Here is a 17672-nt window from a genome sequence, read left to right as displayed (position 1 = left end):
CGTTGCTGTTACCAGCAAATGCCTTCGGTACGGCCGGTCGTACAGGTGGCCTTGGACATGAAGCCCACCAGGTCGATCACTTGCTTGCCGTGCGGTGCGTTCTGCGCCAGGGCACGGAATTTCTCGTCGCGGTTGCCGAGGATGATCACGTCGGAGTTGTTGATCACGTCATCGAAGTCCGAGTTGAGCAGGGACGACACGTGGGGGATCTTGCCTTCGATATAGTCTTTGTTCGCGCCGTGCACACGGGCGTACTCGACGTTGCTGTCGTAGATGCTCAGGTCGTAACCCTTGCCGATCAGCATTTCCGCCAGCTCCACCAGCGGGCTTTCACGCAGGTCATCGGTACCGGCCTTGAAGCTCAGGCCCAGCAGGGCGACGCGGCGTTTGTCGTGGCCGGCGACGATGTCGAAGGCGTTCTGCACCTGGGACTCGTTGCTGCGCATCAGCGAGTTGAGCAGTGGCGCTTCCACGTCCAGAGAGCTGGCGCGGTAGGTCAGGGCACGCACGTCCTTGGGCAGGCACGAGCCGCCGAACGCGAAGCCTGGGCGCATGTAGTACTGGGACAGGTTGAGGGTCTTGTCCTGGCAGACCACTTCCATCACTTCACGACCGTCGACACCGACGGCCTTGGCGATGTTGCCGATCTCGTTGGCGAAGGTCACCTTGGTGGCGTGCCACACGTTGCAGGTGTACTTGATCATTTCGGCCACGGCGATGTCCTTGCGGATGATCGGCGCGTCGAGTTCTTCGTACAGCGACTGCAGGACATCGCCGGAAGCGGTGTCGAATTCGCCGATCACGGTCATCGGCGGTTGGTCGTAGTCGGCAATGGCGGTGGATTCGCGCAGGAATTCCGGGTTGACCGCAACGCCGAAGTCGACGCCGGCTTTCTTGCCGGAGCAGTCTTCGAGGATCGGGATCACCACGTTGGCCACGGTGCCCGGCAATACCGTGCTGCGGACCACGATGGTGTGGCGGGTGGTCTTGTCACGCAGGACAAAACCGATCTCGCGGCAGACCGATTCGATGTAGTTGAGTTCCAGGTCGCCGTTTTTCTTGCTCGGCGTACCGACGCAAATCATCGACAGGTCGGTATCGCGAATCGCTTCGGCGAAGTTGGTCGTACCGCGCAGCCGACCGTTTGCGATGCCTTGGCTCAACAGTTCGCCCAGACCGGGTTCAACGATGGGCGATTTGCCTGCGTTGATCAGGTCGATCTTTTCCTTGGAGATATCTACGCCGACCACTTCGTGGCCACGGGCAGACAGGCAACCGGCACACACTGCGCCGACGTAACCCAAACCAAATATGCTGATGCGCATCGCATTTACCTCTTTGTCATTGAAGACGGTGTTATTCATGCCAATAGATGGCCGGAGTTCATGTTTGCAAGCGTCGCTGATCCTGCGAAAGTTAGGCGAACAGACGCCGACTTACCGCGGACAGGCAGGTTAAATAGTGAGTGACTAACGATTGCACTCAAGTTGTGCGCAACTTGGCCTTGTTATTGGGGCCTGCCCTCAAATGCAGCCAGCCTTCCTGGGAGAAGGGTCTGGCGCCAGTGCCACAGGGCCTTGATAGAGGCTTTAAGCCTTTAAATATCAATACCTTGGGTTGTCTCACTGACCCATTGGGGTAAGCACAGCCTTGGCCTTATAGTTCGTGGCAATGCATCCTTATCGCCGCTCTTAACTAATCGGTTGGTGATATGACCACTGAGTCAAAGTTCAATGCGACAACTTTGCTACTTCCGTTGGTCTGTCATGTAAGTCATCTCCTACAGAAACAGAGAATTTCGTTACCGGTGGTATGAGCGGTGCTTCTGGGCGAAGTTCCTGGCCACTCATCCTGTTTCCTGAAATTTCTTGAAATATGAGAATAGATGGCACTAGTACTATATTGATAGCACTTGCTATTTTGGCCAGTAGTTATAGGGAGTTGGCGCGAAGGGATAGTTTTATGCCACTAGTGTTTAAAAAAAGTGGTGCCACTACGAAAAAAAACGACGAATGTCGAGTGAAAGAATTGTTAGGGATGCGTCAAGATATTTTTTGACGCCAAACAATTGACGATTTTCGATGTGAAATGCAGACAAAACGGTGGGAGGGGACTTGCTCCCGATAGCGATAGGTCAGTCGATAGAGATGTGACTGAAATACCGCTATCGGGAGCGAGCCCCCTCCCACATTTACCTTTCAGCGTCTGGGATGGCCAGTAAAGGCTTTATTCCGGGGCGTGGTCGCGCAGGAACACCAGATTGTCCGGCTTGGACTGCTCGGCATTGAAGCGGTAGCCCTGCACGTCGAACTGCTTGAGCTGGGCCGGATCGTTGATGCGCTCTTCGATCACGAAGCGGCTCATCATGCCCCGGGCCTTTTTCGCGTAGAAGCTGATGATCTTGTACTGGCCGTTCTTCAGGTCCTTGAACTCGGTGTTGACGATCCGTGCGTTCAGGGCCGGGCGCTTGACCGCCGAGAAATACTCGTTGGAGGCCAGGTTGAGCAGCACGTCGTCACCTTGCGCGGCCAGCGCTTCGTTGAGCCATTCGCTGATGCGCGTGCCCCAGAAGGCGTAAAGGTCCTTGCCACGGGCGTTGGCCAGTTTGGTGCCCATCTCCAGGCGGTACGGCATCATCAGGTCCAGGGGGCGCAGCAGGCCGTAGAGGCCCGACAGCATGCGCAGGTGGTCTTGGGCGTAGCTGAAGTCAGCGTCGTTGAAGGTCTCGGCATTCAGGCCGGTGTACACGTCGCCCTTGAACGCCAGCAAGGCCTGCTTGGCGTTGTCGGGAGTAAAGGCCGGTGTCCAGCTACCGAAGCGCGCGGCGTTGAGACCGCCGATCTTGTCGGAGACGTGCATCAATTCACTGATTTGCGCCGGGCTCAGCTCACGCAGTTGCTCGACCAGTTCCTGGGAATGGTCCAGGTACTGCGGCTGGGTGTAGCGCGGGGTCGCAGGCCGGGACTCGAAGTCGAGGGTCTTGGCGGGTGAAATCACCATCAGCATGAAGTTGGCTCCTGTAGTCGTGCTTGTAGCGTGGGCGGATTCTAGGGGGTTGGGCACTTTGACTCCACCTATGATGCTGATAGCGGGGTCGGTTGGCGGTTGTGGTCCGCGCGAGGCGATGAAATATCCAGTTTCAGTTTTTTTCAGCCCTTGCGCAGCGGCGTTCTGCGGGGATGTGTGCAACTTCTTGCACAGTTTCGGCGCGTTATGATTTTTCCCCTCATAACACGGTGGCTCTACTGAACGGTCCGGCGCATCTCACCCAGGGCTGGATTTTTAGGCAGGGCTGCGTTGCGCTCAAGGAACGACCCCATGTTCAACCCTGCCAATCAAACGCGATTCAGCCTGAGCCTTGATGGATGCAACAACGACTTTCAAGTGCTGTCGTTTACCGGCATCGAGGCAATCAACACGCCTTATGCGTTCGAGGTGGAACTGGTCAGCGAAAGGCCTCACCTGGATCTGGAAACCCTCCTGCACAAACCGGGGTTCCTGGCTTTCGACACCCAGGGTGGCGGTATTCACGGGCAGGTCTACCGGATCGCCCAGGGCGACTCGGGCAAACGCCTGACCCGCTACACCCTGACATTGGTGCCGCACCTGGCCTACCTGCGCCATCGCATCAACCAACGGATCTACCAGCAGTTGTCGGCGCCGAGGATCATCGCACTGATCCTCGAAGAGCATGGAATACAGAGCAACGCCTACCAATTCGATCTGTGCACCCCCTGCCCGGATCGCGAGTATTGCGTGCAGTACGACGAGTCCGATTTGCACTTCATTCAGCGCTTGTGCGAGGAGGAGGGGATTCACTTTCACTTCCGACACCGCGCTGAGGGCCACACCCTGGTGTTTGGCGATGTCCAGGCCGTGTTCCCGAAACTGCGCCGACCAACGGCCTATGTGCAGGACAGTGGCCTGGCCGCGGATGAACCGGTGATCAAGGGGTTCAACGTGCGTCTGGCGACGCGCACCTGTCGCACCGCGCGTGCCGACTACGACTTCGAGAAACCACGCCTGGCGCTGCAAGCCAGCTGGCGCGACGACGCCGAGCACGAAGAGCCGGACCTTGAAGACTATGATTACCCCGGTCGTTTCACCGACCGCGACCGTGGCACGTTGCTCAGCCGGCGCGCACTCGAGCGCCATCGCGCCGATTATCGTCAGGCGCGGGGGCATGGCGACCAGCCCGCGCTCGCCAGCGGCCACCTGCTGACGCTGTGCGGCCACCCGCGCAGCGAGTGCAATGCGCTGTGGCTGCTGACTGAAGTCATTCATGAAGGCAAGCAGCCGCAAGTCCTCGAAGAGTCGCTGAGCAGCGACACCTCCGACGCCAAGGATGACTTTCACCAGGGCTATCGCAACCGCTTTCTCGCCACGCCTGCGGAGGTTTCCTACCGCCCCCCGCTGAAACATCCCAAGCCCCGCGTACTCGGCAGTCAGACCGCACGGGTCACCGGTCCCCAGGGTGAAGAGATCCATTGCGACCCATACGGTCGGGTGAAGGTGCAGTTCCATTGGGACCGTGAAGGGCAGGGCGACGACAAGAGCAGTTGTTGGGTGCGCGTCTCGTCCTGTTGGGCCGGCGAGCGCTATGGCGGCATCAGCATTCCCCGCGTCGGCATGGAAGTGCTGGTGACGTTCCTCGAAGGCGACCCCGACCAGCCGCTGGTGACCGGTTGCCTGTACCACAAGGAACATGTCGTGCCTTACCCGCTGCCGGCGCACAAGACCCGCAGCGTCTTCAAGACCCTCAGCTCACCCGGCGGCGCCGGCTTCAACGAACTGCGCATCGAAGACAAGCAAGGCGCGGAACAGATCTTTGTGCATGCCGAGCGCGATTGGGACGAACACATCGAGCGCGACCAGACGATCCGCGTCGGTCACGAACGCCACGACACCGTGGAAAAGAACAGCCACACCGAACTCAAGGGCGAAGAACATCGCACCGTGCATGCCGACCGCAGAGTCGAGGCCAGAGCCGATGACCACCTGGCGGTTGGCCAGAACCAGCACGTCAAGCTGGGCGATGCCCAACTGATCAATGTAGGGCGCGAGCTGCATTTCAAGGCTGGCCAGAAGATCGTCATCGAGGCTGGCGTCAGCCTTTCGCTGCGGGCCGGCGGCAGTTTTATCACCCTGGATGCCAATGGCATCAACGTGTCCGGCCCTGTGGTCAAGGTCAACGGCGGTGGTTGGCCGGGCGCCGGTACCGGGAGCGCGGCGCTGTTGCCCGTTATTCCATTGCCCGTGGACACGGCCAAGGCGGGTGGACTGCTGGAGCGTGCGGTTTCGCAGTTGGCGCCCGAAGTTATCCACACGCTCACAGCGGTCGTAAGCCCGATACCCGGTCGACCCGGCTACAGCAATGAGCCTTACACGCTGTTTGCCGATGGCGTCGCCATCCAGCAGGGCGTGACGGAGGCCGACGGTGTGATCCGCTTTGAACACGTCCCTGGCGCGCAGGTTTATGAGGTGGGGTTGGTGAGTGGGAATCGCTTCAAGATCAATCTCGATGCGGACAGCGCCGCCATTGCGTCCGCCAACCAGCAGTTGGCACGCCAGGGGCGGCGCCACTATCAGGCGCAGGCCGAACAACTCAAACCATTGGGATCGGCGGATGAATACCGCAGCAAGGGAGACACCGAATGAAGCCTGATTACGCCAAGGAAGAGATCCTACTGGACCCCAAACGCCACACATCCATTTGCCTGACCATGGACTGGTTCGCCCAAAAAGCCTTCTACCCACCCCGATTCGGCGTGAAGGTCACCCCGTTGATCAACGGCGAGCAGGCCTTCGGTGCGGTCTACGATGCCATCGAGGCCGCGACCCGCAGCGTCGACATCATCAGTTGGGGCTTCGACCCGGCGATGCGCTTCAAACCCGGCAGTGACCGCATTGGCGAACTGCTGGATGTTCGCGGTCGTCACCGGGTCAATACCCGCGTGCTGATCTGGAAAAACCCCCTGGCCAACTTCGTGGAAAACACCCTCATCGGCGACGGCCTCGCGGGTTCTGGCGGCACGGCGCTGGGGTCTGGCATCGCCAGGGGCCGCGCGGCGTCAGACCGCGAGCGCCAGGCCCGACATGTCTTGGAATTCCGGCGCACCGTTCATCAGGAGGAATTGATCAAACTGCGCGCGGGCAAACTGCCTTATTACGGCACCAGTGGTTACCGCTACCAGCAGCGCGAAAAGGAACTGCAGGCCATTCTGGTTGAGGTGGAAAACCAACTGAACGGGCGAGGTGGCTACAACCTGCTCATAGGCTCGGGAGCACCCCAATATTCGCCCCAGGATGAGGAATACACCCGGGAGTGGTTCCGCCGTATCCACGATGGGCAGATGCGGAATGTGGAGTTTCGCACGCGGGATTTTTCCACTGAACTGCCCTTGAACGCGCTCCTGCGCGGGCCGCAGATGCTCACTGAAAAGGGCCGTCTGTCGACCCTGTACAGATTGATCAGAGGCGAAGCCCCCGATACGAACTTTGCGCATATGTTGCTGTTGACCCTGTTCGCCAGCCACCACCAGAAAATGGTGCTGGTGGACTACGAAGACACCGCGAACGCCGTAGGTTTCGTCATGGGCCACAACATGCACCGCAACTACTGGGACACCAGCGCGCACCTGTACCACGACAAAGCCGCCGGGCGCAGCCCAGGCTTCGGCCCCTGGCAGGACCTGTCGATGAAAGTGCAAGGCTCGGTCCTGCACGACCTGAACCACAACTTCAGCAGCGCCTGGGACCGGGAAACCTTCTGGATCAAAAAATGGTTTACCGACGGCCTGAGCGAACAACGCGACGCCATCAACCCGGAGCACTTCAAAAGCGCCGGCCCGACCATGGCACAGATCTGCCGCACCCAACCGCAGGAGGGCGCGGAAACGTCGATCCTGGAGCTGTACCACAAGGCGTTGGGCAACGTGCGTAACTACGCCTATTTTGAAAATCAGTATTTTCGCTATCCGGCGTTTGCCCGGCAGTTGCGCGAGTTGGCGGCGGCCTATATCGCAAAGGGCAGAGAACAAGACCTGTACTTGTTCGTGGTCACCAACCACCCGAACGACAAGAGTTTTTCCAGTACCACCTATGCCATGTTGCAGGAACTGGGACAGGAACAACTGATGCCCCAGGCCCAACGCACCCTGGCCGAGGACATGCTGCGAAAGCGCAGCGAACTGGCGTACCTGGAGGCCAATCCCCACCGTGATCCCTACGTACAAAGGGCCCAACTCAACCGCGCCGACGTGCTCAAACGCGAGATTGCAGAACTGGAAGCAAAGGGCATCACGCCCGAAGTCGAGGAACGCCTGGGCGGGCTCAAACCCGAAGACATCCCTGAACTCGGCAAGCCGAAAGACGGTGAAAGCGACGATGAAAAACCCTACACCCTCAAGGACATACCGGGACTGAAAGTGGTGATCGGCACCCTGACGGCCTGCACACCAGAACCCGGAAGTCCGTTGTTTGAAGGCGAAACAGCCCAGTTCCGCGATATCTATGTGCACTCCAAGTTATTGGTGGTGGACGATGTTTTCAGTTTGCTGAGTTCCGCCAATATCAATACCCGCAGTATGCATACGGACTCGGAGTTGGGACTGGCCGCACCGGATTATGAGTTGGCGAAGCGGTGGCGGGAGGAGTTGTGGGGGTTGCATGTGGGGAAGTCGTTTGACGATGACAAGGGGCATTGTAATGCGGAGGTTAACTTTAAGCATTGGAATGAAGTAATGGATAAAAATTGGAGGAGCAGGAACAAGAATGAACCGCTAATGGCCCATTTGACACGCTTCTGGGATATAGAGACGCCTTATGCCAAAGCCATTGATTAAAAGTTTCTCTATTAGTGCCCTTGTCCTTTCATTTTTTCTGAGCGGAGCCACGTCCATGGCCTATCCAACTTTCATCTGCGCCTACGAAAAAGACCATAATCCTCCATTGGATGCTGAAGCCGAACTCTGGTTTCAAGAGGCTCGCGCTTTGGAGAAAGTACGTGGCGTTAAAAATTGGCGGAAAATTGTTTGGCTTTATGAAAAAGCCATCGCCAAAGATCACTGGAAAGCGATGCACAATCTAGCGGGGCTCTATCGCACGGGCTGGCCTGGGCAGCCAGGTGTTGAACAAGACACCAGCAAAATGCTCGACCTCTATGAACGCATGGTGAAACTCAAAGTGCCGCTGGGCTATTACAACTGGGCTGTGATTGCCGAGCACGGACGAGGGGTATTGAAGTCAGATCGAATGGCCAGTTCGTATATGTTCCAGGCGGCGCAACTGGGTAGCCCACTGGCTCAGGTTCGCATCGGAAATTACTTTTCATTTGAATTGCCTCGAAATAGGCAAGATGATCGAATGGCCGAGTCATACTTTCGATGTGCTGGGGGGCAAGACTCACCAGAGGCAATTATAGAAACAGCCGCATTTTATGAGATAGCCAAAAAAAATAAACCTCGAGCACTATTCTATTATCAACGCGCTGCATCACTGGGCAATTTCACTGGTGTCAGCAATTTAAGAGGAGCTTTCGAAACTATGCCTCACCCAATACATGATTTTGGATACAAACCGAATCCTGAACTTTATGAGCTATATACAACTCTATGGAAACAGCTGCAAGCCGACAATAATCTACGCTTTCCCAACTTAATGAAAGACCACCCACTTCCAGCCCACCCCACACAAGGCTTCGATGCCGAACATCCAGACCGTAGACCAGAGCTATGAGTACTTTGGCTAATAATAATCGCATTTGCCGGTTTAAATCATGGGCGAGAATTTCCTCGCTTTGTGCTCTTGCACTTTCGCTGTTGTTGATCGGAGGGCCTGCCATGGCCTATCCAACTTTCATCTGCGCCTACGAAAAAGACCACAACCCTCCGCTGGATGCCGAGGCCGAACTCTGGTTTCAAGAGGCCCGCGCTTTGGAGAAAGTACGTGAGGTTAAAAATTGGCGGAAAATTGTTTGGCTTTACGAAAAGGCCATTGCCAAAGATCACTGGAAAGCGATGCACAATCTAGCGGGTCTGTATCGCACGGGCTGGCCTGGACGGCCAGGTGTTGAACAAGACACCAGCAAGATGCTCGACCTCTATGAACGCATGGTGAAACTCAAAGTGCCGCTGGGCTATTACAACTGGGCTGTGATTGCTGAAAATGGACGAGGAGTATTGAAATCCGACCGAATGGCCAGTTCTTATATGTTTCAAGCAGCGCAGTTAGGAAGTCCATTAGCACAGGTTCGAATTGGTCAATATTTTGCTTATGAGCTTCCAAGGCATAAGCAGGATGATGATATGGCGGAACGTTATTATCGATGTGCAGGCGCTCAGGATAATCCTGACGCCATAGAGAAAACTGCAAGCTTTTATGATACCGCTAAAGAAAATAAACCCCGCTCGTTATTTTACTACCAGCGTGCTGCATCCCTGGGTAGTTCCATAGGGTTAAGTTCTCTCACTGGAGCATTTTCAGCCCAGCCGGAACCTATAGATAATTTTGGATATCAGCCAGATGAAAAACTTCATGAATTTTATTCTGGATTATGGAAGCAGTTGCGAGCTGACCGTAGTTTACGCTTCCCCAATCTAATGAAAAATCACCCCCTTCCCCCTCACCCTATACAAGGCTTCGACGCCGAACATCCAGACCGTAGGCCAGAGCTATGAGTACTTTGGCTAATAATAATTGCATTTGCCGGTTTAAATCATGGGTGAAAATTTTCTTGCTTAGTGCTCTTGCACTTTCGCTGTTATTGAGCGGCGCTCCCGCCATAGCCTATCCAACCTTTATCTGTGCCTATGAAAAAGACCACAACCCTCCGTTGGATGCTGAGGCCGAACTCTGGTTTCAAGAGGCCCGCGCTTTGGAGAAAGTACGCGGGGTTAAAAATTGGCGGAAAATTGTTTGGCTTTACGAAAAGGCCATTGCCAAAGATCACTGGAAAGCGATGCACAATCTAGCGGGGCTCTATCGTACTGGCTGGCCAGGGCAACCGGGTGTTGAACAAGACACCAGCAAAATGCTCGACCTCTATGAACGCATGGTAAAACTCAAAGTACCGCTGGGTTATTACAATTGGGCTGTAATTTTCGAAAATGGGCGAGGGGTATTGAAATCGGATCGTATGGCCAGTTCTTATATGTTTCAAGCGGCACAGTTGGGTAGTCCTTTGGCACAAGTCAGAATTGGTAATCACCTTTCGTTTGAGTTGCCTCGGGAAAAACAGGACGACCGAATGGCGGAATCATACTTCCGATGTGCTGGAGCCCAGGACTCGCCGGAGGCAATCATAGAAACAGCCGCATTTTATAAGATCGCCAAGAAAAACATGCCGCGTGCACTTTTTTATTATCAGCGGGCTGCATCATTAGGTAGTTCTACGGGGTTTAATGCTCTCAGCGGAGTATTTGAATCTGAACCTAGACCTATAAACAGACTAGGGTATCAGCCAGATGAAAAACTCCATGGGTTTTATACAGATCTATGGAAACAGCTTCAGGCCGACCGCAGCCTACGCTTCCCCAATTTGATGAAAGATCACCCCCTTCCCCCTCACCCTATACAAGGCTTCGACGCCGAACATCCAGACCGTAGGCCAGAACTATGAGCCCTCTGACAAATAAGAAAACTCGCACTTACCAATCAACGGTATTGGCTGGAATCCTCCTGCTTGGTGCCCTTGCACTATCCCTGTCATTCGGCGGAGCGCCTGCGTCGGATGCTGTTCGCTCGATCAGTCTGGTCGTAAGGCCGCTCCCCGGGCTGCCAGGCTATGTAGATGAGCCCTACACGCTGTTTGCCGATGGCGTGGTGATCCGGGAGGACCTGACGGACGCCGACGGTGTGATCCTGTTTGATCACATCCCTGGCACGCAGGTCTATGCGGTGGAGCTGGTGAATGGTCGGCGCTTTGAGATCAGGCCCACTGACAGCACCAAGGCGGCGGGCAGGGAGCCCAACCCCGCTCATCCATCACCACCCTGATCGGCTATAGTGCCCGACGACTCTGGAGAGGGAGACCCGTTGTGCGAATTGCGTTTTTACTGTCAGCCTGGCTTATCTGCCTGGGTGCCCATGCCGCCCCCGTGGATGTGGCCAGCCTGGACCGCGGCACCTGGCCGGAGAAACTCGGCAGCCCGGCGCTGTTCGACGTGGCTTCGCGCGCCGAAATCCTGATGTTCGCCCACAGCCTCATCGCCAGCGAGGCCCTGGACGAAGCCGCGCTCAAGCAGCGCCTGGGCTTGAAGATCATCAACCTGGCCGCTATCGACGATCTGCGCCGCCAGCTCTGGCAGCGTCTGCTGGAGAACTACACCTTCGCCCAGCAGAGCTGCGAGGAGGATGCGTCGTTCTGCTACCTGGTGGAAAACATGGATGATCTGCGCGAGCAGGCCACCCAGTTCGAGGTCAGCGACAACTCCTTCTATATAGGTTGGGCAGGCCCAAGCCACCATTTCCACGAACGTTACCTGGACGAGCTGCTGCGCAAAGCCGCGCTGTTCCCGCAGATCAGCAGCGAGGTTGCGCGTTTCGGCGACCATGAGCGCAATGGCGATGAGTTCAATGACCGCCTGTTCCTGCTGACCTTCGACGGTGGCCCGGCGCCGGTCAGCGGCAATACGGACTGGCTCACCGATTACCTGCGCAAGCAGAAGATGAACGCCACGTTCTTCGTCCTCGGCAGCAGCCTGCAAAACCGCGTTGAGCGCAGTTCCGCCAGCGACGTCGAGGCGCTTTACCAAGGCCAGTGCGTGGGCACTCAGGGCTGGCAATACCGCTCCCATAGCCACTGGGTCGACTGGCAAAGCTCCGTCACCCGCAGCGCCGCGTTGGTGCAGAACCTGATGCCGGAAAACTACGTGCCGCTGTTCCGTCCGCCCTATGGCCAGCGCCGCGCCGACAGCCAGGGCTTCTTCCAGGCCCAGGGCCTGCAAGTGGCGTTGTGGGACATCGACTCCCAGGACGATCCGGGCAAACTCAAGGCCGACGAGTCGGCGCAACGGGTGCTGACGCTGATGCTGTTGTGGCGCAAAGGGGTGATTGTGTTTCACGACACCCAGGACAAGGCGCGTGTGGCATTGCCGATCCTGCTGCAGGCGACGGCGCAAAGCGGGCTGGGTTGGCAGGACTGTCGGGAGGCGTTTCGCTGAAAACACCGAAGTGCCCGGCCCTGTTGGGGATTGGGCATTTCTGGGGTGATTTTGTGCGACATTTCGTTGCAGGCCGACTTCCGACTTTAACGGCGTACCTGGCATGCGGCTAGTGCTATTCGTCATCCTGAAAAATAAACTTCAAAAAAGCGTCAAAGTGCTTTTTCCTGTCATGGGTTTTGCGGTATTACGAAGTCAGATCGCCGAAACCTGCAACACAGGTGGCGTCTTCCAAGACTCCTCATGTGGGCAATGCACTTGACGTCCCTCAGGTGCATTCGGTGGTCGAATCGAGGCGCAGCACTGTTGTGGTATTGCGTCGACTGGCTCCCACAAAGGTGACCGAGTATGGATGATCATGGACGTAACTCTTCTTCCGACCAGCCAATCCTTTATGTGCTTGATACCAACGTACTGATCCACGATCCGAACGCACTGCTTAACTTCGAAGAACACCACGTCGCCATCCCAATGATCGTGCTGGAGGAGCTGGACAAACTCAAAAGCGGGCACCACAGCGTGGCCGCCGAATGCCGCCAGGCCATCCGCCTGATCGACAAGACCCTGGGTGAAGCGTCGCCCGATGACGTCGAAGTCGGCGTGCCGATCCAGCGTGGCAAGAGCGGGCCCAAGGGCTTGCTGTCGATTCTGATGAGCAAGCGCAGCGAGCCCAACAGCCTGCTGCCGGAAAACCTGAACGACAACAAAATCATCAACCAATTGATCGACTTGCACGCTCGCGACAAGGACCTGCGCGTGGTGCTGGTGACCAAAGACATCAATATGCGCCTCAAGGCACGAGCGTGTGGGATCGCTGCCGAGGACTACAGCACCGACCAACTGGTCGACGACGTGTCGATGCTGTCCCGTGGGTATCACACCATGACCGGTTCGTTCTGGGACCGCGTCAGCAAGGTTGAAACCCGTCAGGACCATGGCCGCACCTGGCATCAGGTGCAACTGATCGACAACCTGCCGGCCGTGCACATCAACGAGTTCATCATCGACGAACAGGGCTTCGTGGGCTGGATCAAAGAGATTCAGGTCGACAAGCTGCTGATCCTCGACTTGCATCAGGAACCCCTGTTGCACCAGGAGGCCTGGGGCCTGAAACCGCGTGACGTCTACCAGAGCCTGGCGCTGTATGCGCTGCTCGATCCGGACATCCACCTGGTCAACCTGACCGGTGCCGCAGGCTCGGGGAAAACCATCCTTGCCCTGGCGGCGGCCATCGAGCAGACCATGGTGACCAAGCGCTATCGCCGCATCATCGCCACCCGCAGCGTGCAGGGCCTGGACCAGGAGATCGGTTTCCTGCCCGGCACCGAAGCGGAAAAAATGGAGCCGTGGCTGGGGGCGATCACCGACAACCTCGAAGCCTTGCACATGGATGACGAAAACACCCATGGCAGCGTCGACTACATCCTCAGCAAAGTGCCGTTGCAGTTCAAATCCCTCAACTACATCCGGGGTCGCAGCTTCCAGCAAAGCCTGATTTTGATCGATGAGTGCCAGAACCTTACGCCGCACCAGATGAAAACCATCATCACCCGTGCCGGTGCCGGTTCCAAAGTGGTGTGCCTGGGCAACCTGGCACAGATCGACACCCCTTACCTGTCCGCGACCAGCTCCGGGCTGACTTACCTGACGGAACGCTTCAAGGATTTCCCCAACGGCGTGCACATCGCGCTGCAGGGTGTCCCACGGTCGATCCTGGCCGAATACGCCGAGTCCCACTTGTAAACGCGGTCCATGTAGGAGCGAGCTTGCTCGCGAAGAGTGTCTACGATAACGCGGGGTCTCTGGAGCCCCGCGTTGTTCTTTGGTTTTTCGCGAGCAAGCTCGCTCCCACAGGGTTTACAATCGACGCTCCTGATCAGGAGTATCCCTGTGCTGACTCATCTCGATTCCCAAGGTCGCGCCCATATGGTCGACGTCACCGACAAGTCCGTGACCTTCCGTGAGGCGGTGGCCGAAGCGCGGGTGCGCATGTTGCCCGAAACCCTGAAAATGATTGTCGACGGCGCCCATCCCAAAGGCGACGTGTTTGCCGTGGCCCGCATCGCCGGGATCCAGGCAGCGAAAAAAACCAGCGATCTGATCCCCCTGTGCCATCCGCTGATGCTCACCGGGGTCAAGGTCGAACTCAGCGCCGAGGGTCTCGATGCCGTGCATATCGTCGCGCGCTGCAAGCTGTCCGGGCAGACCGGCGTGGAGATGGAAGCGTTGACCGCGGCCAGTGTCGCTGCGTTGACCATCTATGACATGTGCAAGGCCGTGGACCGTGGCATGACCATCGAAAACATTCGCCTGCTGGAAAAGCTCGGCGGTAAAAGTGGGCATTTCAAGGCGGACCAGGCATGAGCATTAGCGTCCTGTTTTTTGCGCGCTACAGCGAAACGATCGGCCTGGATTCCCTGGAGATGGAAGGCGACTTCGCCACCATCGACGCCGTGCGCCAGGCATTGGCCGGCGATCCGGTGTTCGCAGTGCTCAACGAAACCAGCCTGATGTGCGCCCGCAACCAGGAACTGTGCAACCTCGACGAACCGCTGCAAGCCGGCGATGAAGTCGCGTTTTTCCCACCCGTGACCGGAGGCTGAGCATGGCCATCCGTGTACAGGCCGGGCCGTTCGATCCGGGCGCCGAAGTCAATGCGATGCACGCGGCCAATGTGGGCGTGGGGGCGGTGGTCAGTTTTGTCGGCTACGTGCGCGACTTCAATGACGGCCTCGATGTGGCGGGGATGTTCCTGGAGCATTACCCCGGCATGACCGAAAAGGCCCTGGCCAAGATCGCCGTGGAAGCCGAACAGCGCTGGCCGCTGCTCAAGCTGGAAGTGCTGCACCGCATCGGCGCCCTGGAGCCGGGCGAGCCCATCGTATTCGTCGCGGCGGCCAGCGCCCACCGTCAGGCGGCGTTCGATGCCTGTGCGTTCGTGATGGACTACCTGAAGACCCGTGCGCCGTTCTGGAAAAAAGAAAGCACCTCTGAAGGCTCACGCTGGGTGGACGGGCGCGACAGCGATCACGCAGCGGCGGATCGCTGGAAGTAAATGTGGGAGGGGGCTTGCTCCCGATAGCAGTGACACATTCAACATCTCTGTTGACTGACCCACCGCTATCGGGAGCAAGCCCCCTCCCACAATTTTGACCGCATCCAGCTTAAGGACGCTTGCGCTCCACGGGCCGCAACAGGTGCGTCGGCGGCGTCTCGCAGCTGATCTTGCGACCCAGCAGCGTCTCGATCGATGGCAGCTGATACGAGTCGTCTTCGCCCGCGAAGCTGATCGACACACCCGCCGCGCCGGCGCGACCGGTACGGCCGATACGGTGCACGTAGTCGTCTGGCACTTCCGGCAGGGTGAAGTTGATCACGTGGCTGATGCCATCGATGTGAATCCCGCGCCCGGCCACGTCGGTGGCTACCAGCACGCGGATCTTGCCTTCACGAAAGCCTTCCAGGGTCTTGATGCGCTTGTGCTGCGGCACATCGCCCGACAGTTGCGCGGCGTTGACGCCATCGCGCACCAGGCGCTCTTCGATGCGGCGCACTTCGTCCTTGCGGTTGGCGAAGACCATCACGCGTTCCCAACCGTTGTCGTTGATCAGGTTGTAGAGCAGCTTGTACTTGTCGGCACCGGCCACGGCGTAGATGTGTTGCTCGACGTTTTCGCTGGCGACGTTCAGCGCCTCGATCTCGACGATGGACGGGTCGGTGGTCCACTGCTTGGCGAGGTTCATCACGTCTTCGGTGAAGGTCGCGGAGAACAGCAGGGTCTGACGTTCGCTTTTCGGCGGGGTCTGGCGAATGATCTGGCGCACTTGTGGGATGAAACCCATGTCGAGCATGCGGTCGGCTTCGTCCAGCACCATCACTTCGACCATGTCTAGGTGCACGTCGCCGCGCTGGTTGAAGTCCAGCAGGCGGCCAGGGGTGGCGACCAGGATGTCGCAGTGACGGGCTTCGAGGTGCTTGAGCTGCTTGTCGAAATCCATGCCGCCGACAAACGTCATGACGTTCAGGCCGGTGTACTTGGTCAGGTCGGCGGCATCCTTGGCAATCTGCACCACCAGCTCGCGGGTCGGGGCGATGATCAGCGCGCGGGGCTCGCCCATGTAGCGTTCTTTCGGCGGCGGCGTCTGCAGCAGCTGGGTGATGATCGAGATCAGGAACGCGGCGGTCTTGCCGGTGCCGGTCTGGGCGCGACCGATGGCATCTTTGCCGGCCAGGGTGAAACCCAGCACCTGGGCCTGGATCGGTGTGCAGTACGGGAAGCCCAGGTCCTGGATGGCGTGCATCAGTTCTGGAGCCAGGTTGAAATCATGGAAGCGGGTCTTGCCTTCCTGGGGCTCGACGACGAAGTCTTCGAGTTTCCAGGGGATGACCACCGGCTTGGGAGCGCGCTCGCGACGTGGGGCCTTGGGCGCGGGAGCTGGAGCGGCTTGAACCTCAGGCGGTTTTGCCGGTTCGGGCGGTGTCACGTTTGGCGCCTTGGGCTGGGCGACAGGGGCGGTCCGGCCGGGCTGTTTACCGTCGTCGCGGCTGCCGGCAGTCGGGACAGGAGCACTGGGAACAGGCGCGAGCGGCTCAGCCTCGCTTTTGCCGAACATCTTCTTGAGTGCTTTGAGCACGGTCATCTCATTAATTGGTTAAGGAATATACGCCGGCCAGTGTAATGCAAGAATCGGACGCGGCGTAGTGCGTCCGTCATATGGCTATATAAACCGCCATGTTCAACCCAGACGAGTGGTCAACCAGGCGCCGATGTCCTGTATCTCCTGAGGTAACACTTCGTGACCCATTGGGTATTCCCGCCATGTCGCGGTGACACCACGGGTTTTCAGGTGTTCGTAGGCGCTACGGCCCATGGCGTTCTGCACCACGTCATCGTATTGGCCGTGCAGGCACAGGACCGGAATGCGCTGTTGGCTGGCCGACAATTCCAGTTCGTTGCTGAAGGTCGGTGCATAAGTGGAGAGGGCGATCACGCCACCCAAGGCACCTTGCCATTTCATAAATGCGGTATGGAACACCACGGCTCCACCTTGGGAAAACCCCGCGAGGAAAATCCGTGAAGCGTCTATTCCGTGGCTTTTTTGCTCCTTGATCAGATCCGTGACCATTTTCGACGAGGCTTCCAGCTCTTCCATGCTGATCGAACGGGCCGGGCTCATGGCCTTGATGTCATACCAACTGGGCATCTCGTAGCCGCCGTTGATGGTCACTGCACGCGTCGGTGCCTGAGGCAAAACGAAGCGGGTCGACAGCAGGCTTTTTTGCAGCGCCTTGGCCACCGGCTCGAAGTCGTAGCGATCGGCACCCAGGCCATGCAACCAGATAACGCAGGCGTCTGCGGGCTTGGCGGGCTGAAGAATCAAGGGTTCGGTCATGTCTGCTCCATAAGTGTGCGCTCGCTCCGATTAAGTGCGACGGAACGGTGCGCAATAGTTTGATCTGTTACGAGAATGTCGCAAGGTTGAATCTTTTCCCATTGACCTTTGGCTGAAT

The 17672-nt window shown here is 57.8% G+C and carries 15 protein-coding genes; 11 read left to right on the top strand and 4 right to left on the bottom strand.

The features are described 5' to 3' along the window. Window positions 1-8 precede the first annotated feature (8 nt). Window positions 9-1325 carry a nucleotide sugar dehydrogenase gene (locus BLR63_RS17415; RefSeq protein ID WP_010565643.1) on the bottom strand — a complete coding sequence of 439 codons (1317 nt, stop codon included), beginning with the start codon at window positions 1323-1325 and terminating at the stop codon, window positions 9-11. 901 nt (window positions 1326-2226) lie between these two features. Further along, window positions 2227-3006, bottom strand: a complete 780-nt coding sequence (gene yaaA / locus BLR63_RS17410) for a peroxide stress protein YaaA (protein WP_010565642.1) — start codon at window positions 3004-3006, stop codon at window positions 2227-2229. A gap of 312 nt (window positions 3007-3318) precedes the next feature. On the opposite strand from yaaA, the gene BLR63_RS17405 reads away from it, so the two are divergent. From BLR63_RS17405 to moaE, 11 genes are all read left to right on the top strand, one after another. Further along, window positions 3319-5658 (top strand): type VI secretion system Vgr family protein, encoded by a 2340-nt coding sequence (locus BLR63_RS17405; protein WP_010565641.1) that lies wholly within the window; start codon window positions 3319-3321, stop codon window positions 5656-5658. Then, a complete protein-coding gene (locus BLR63_RS17400; RefSeq protein ID WP_083365957.1) occupies window positions 5655-7844 on the top strand; it encodes a hypothetical protein in 2190 nt (729 codons plus the stop codon). The genes BLR63_RS17405 and BLR63_RS17400 overlap by 4 nt, the downstream gene beginning before the upstream one ends. Then, window positions 7825-8736 carry a tetratricopeptide repeat protein gene (locus tag BLR63_RS17395; protein ID WP_130926076.1) on the top strand — a complete coding sequence of 304 codons (912 nt, stop codon included), beginning with the start codon at window positions 7825-7827 and terminating at the stop codon, window positions 8734-8736. The genes BLR63_RS17400 and BLR63_RS17395 overlap by 20 nt, the downstream gene beginning before the upstream one ends. Window positions 8737-8840: 104 nt before the next feature. Continuing rightward, window positions 8841-9677, top strand: coding sequence for a tetratricopeptide repeat protein (locus tag BLR63_RS17390; RefSeq protein ID WP_010564009.1), 837 nt, complete (start codon window positions 8841-8843; stop codon window positions 9675-9677). Further along, the gene (locus BLR63_RS17385) at window positions 9674-10618 is read left to right on the top strand and encodes a tetratricopeptide repeat protein (RefSeq protein WP_130926077.1); all 945 of its coding nucleotides are present in this window, start codon (window positions 9674-9676) and stop codon (window positions 10616-10618) included. Before BLR63_RS17390 ends, BLR63_RS17385 begins: the two co-directional genes overlap by 4 nt. Beyond that, window positions 10615-10995, top strand: coding sequence for a hypothetical protein (locus BLR63_RS17380; RefSeq protein WP_042946583.1), 381 nt, complete (start codon window positions 10615-10617; stop codon window positions 10993-10995). Before BLR63_RS17385 ends, BLR63_RS17380 begins: the two co-directional genes overlap by 4 nt. Window positions 10996-11036: 41 nt before the next feature. Next, complete coding sequence (locus BLR63_RS17375) at window positions 11037-12161, top strand: polysaccharide deacetylase family protein (protein ID WP_010564011.1); 1125 nt, start codon at window positions 11037-11039, stop codon at window positions 12159-12161. A 348-nt stretch (window positions 12162-12509) separates the two neighbouring features. Continuing rightward, on the top strand, window positions 12510-13904 hold the full coding sequence (locus tag BLR63_RS17370; RefSeq protein WP_010564012.1) for a PhoH family protein: 1395 nt from the start codon (window positions 12510-12512) through the stop codon (window positions 13902-13904). A 147-nt stretch (window positions 13905-14051) separates the two neighbouring features. Beyond that, window positions 14052-14525, top strand: a complete 474-nt coding sequence (moaC, locus tag BLR63_RS17365; protein ID WP_010564013.1) for a cyclic pyranopterin monophosphate synthase MoaC — start codon at window positions 14052-14054, stop codon at window positions 14523-14525. Beyond that, entirely contained in the window at window positions 14522-14764 is a 243-nt protein-coding gene (moaD, locus tag BLR63_RS17360; protein ID WP_010564014.1) for a molybdopterin converting factor subunit 1, read from the top strand. Before moaC ends, moaD begins: the two co-directional genes overlap by 4 nt. Window positions 14765-14766: 2 nt before the next feature. Beyond that, window positions 14767-15216 (top strand): molybdopterin synthase catalytic subunit MoaE, encoded by a 450-nt coding sequence (moaE, locus tag BLR63_RS17355; RefSeq protein WP_010564015.1) that lies wholly within the window; start codon window positions 14767-14769, stop codon window positions 15214-15216. 109 nt (window positions 15217-15325) lie between these two features. Here the strand turns inward: moaE and rhlB are convergent, their stop codons facing one another. Further along, window positions 15326-16801 (bottom strand): ATP-dependent RNA helicase RhlB, encoded by a 1476-nt coding sequence (gene rhlB / locus BLR63_RS17350; RefSeq protein ID WP_042946584.1) that lies wholly within the window; start codon window positions 16799-16801, stop codon window positions 15326-15328. Between the two features lie 96 nt (window positions 16802-16897). Then, window positions 16898-17554, bottom strand: coding sequence for an alpha/beta hydrolase (locus BLR63_RS17345; protein ID WP_010564017.1), 657 nt, complete (start codon window positions 17552-17554; stop codon window positions 16898-16900). Window positions 17555-17672: the final 118 nt, after the last annotated feature.

The organism is Pseudomonas extremaustralis (genome assembly GCF_900102035.1).
Classification (GTDB): domain Bacteria; phylum Pseudomonadota; class Gammaproteobacteria; order Pseudomonadales; family Pseudomonadaceae; genus Aquipseudomonas; species Aquipseudomonas extremaustralis.
This window is presented reverse-complemented; position numbering and strand designations above follow the sequence as displayed.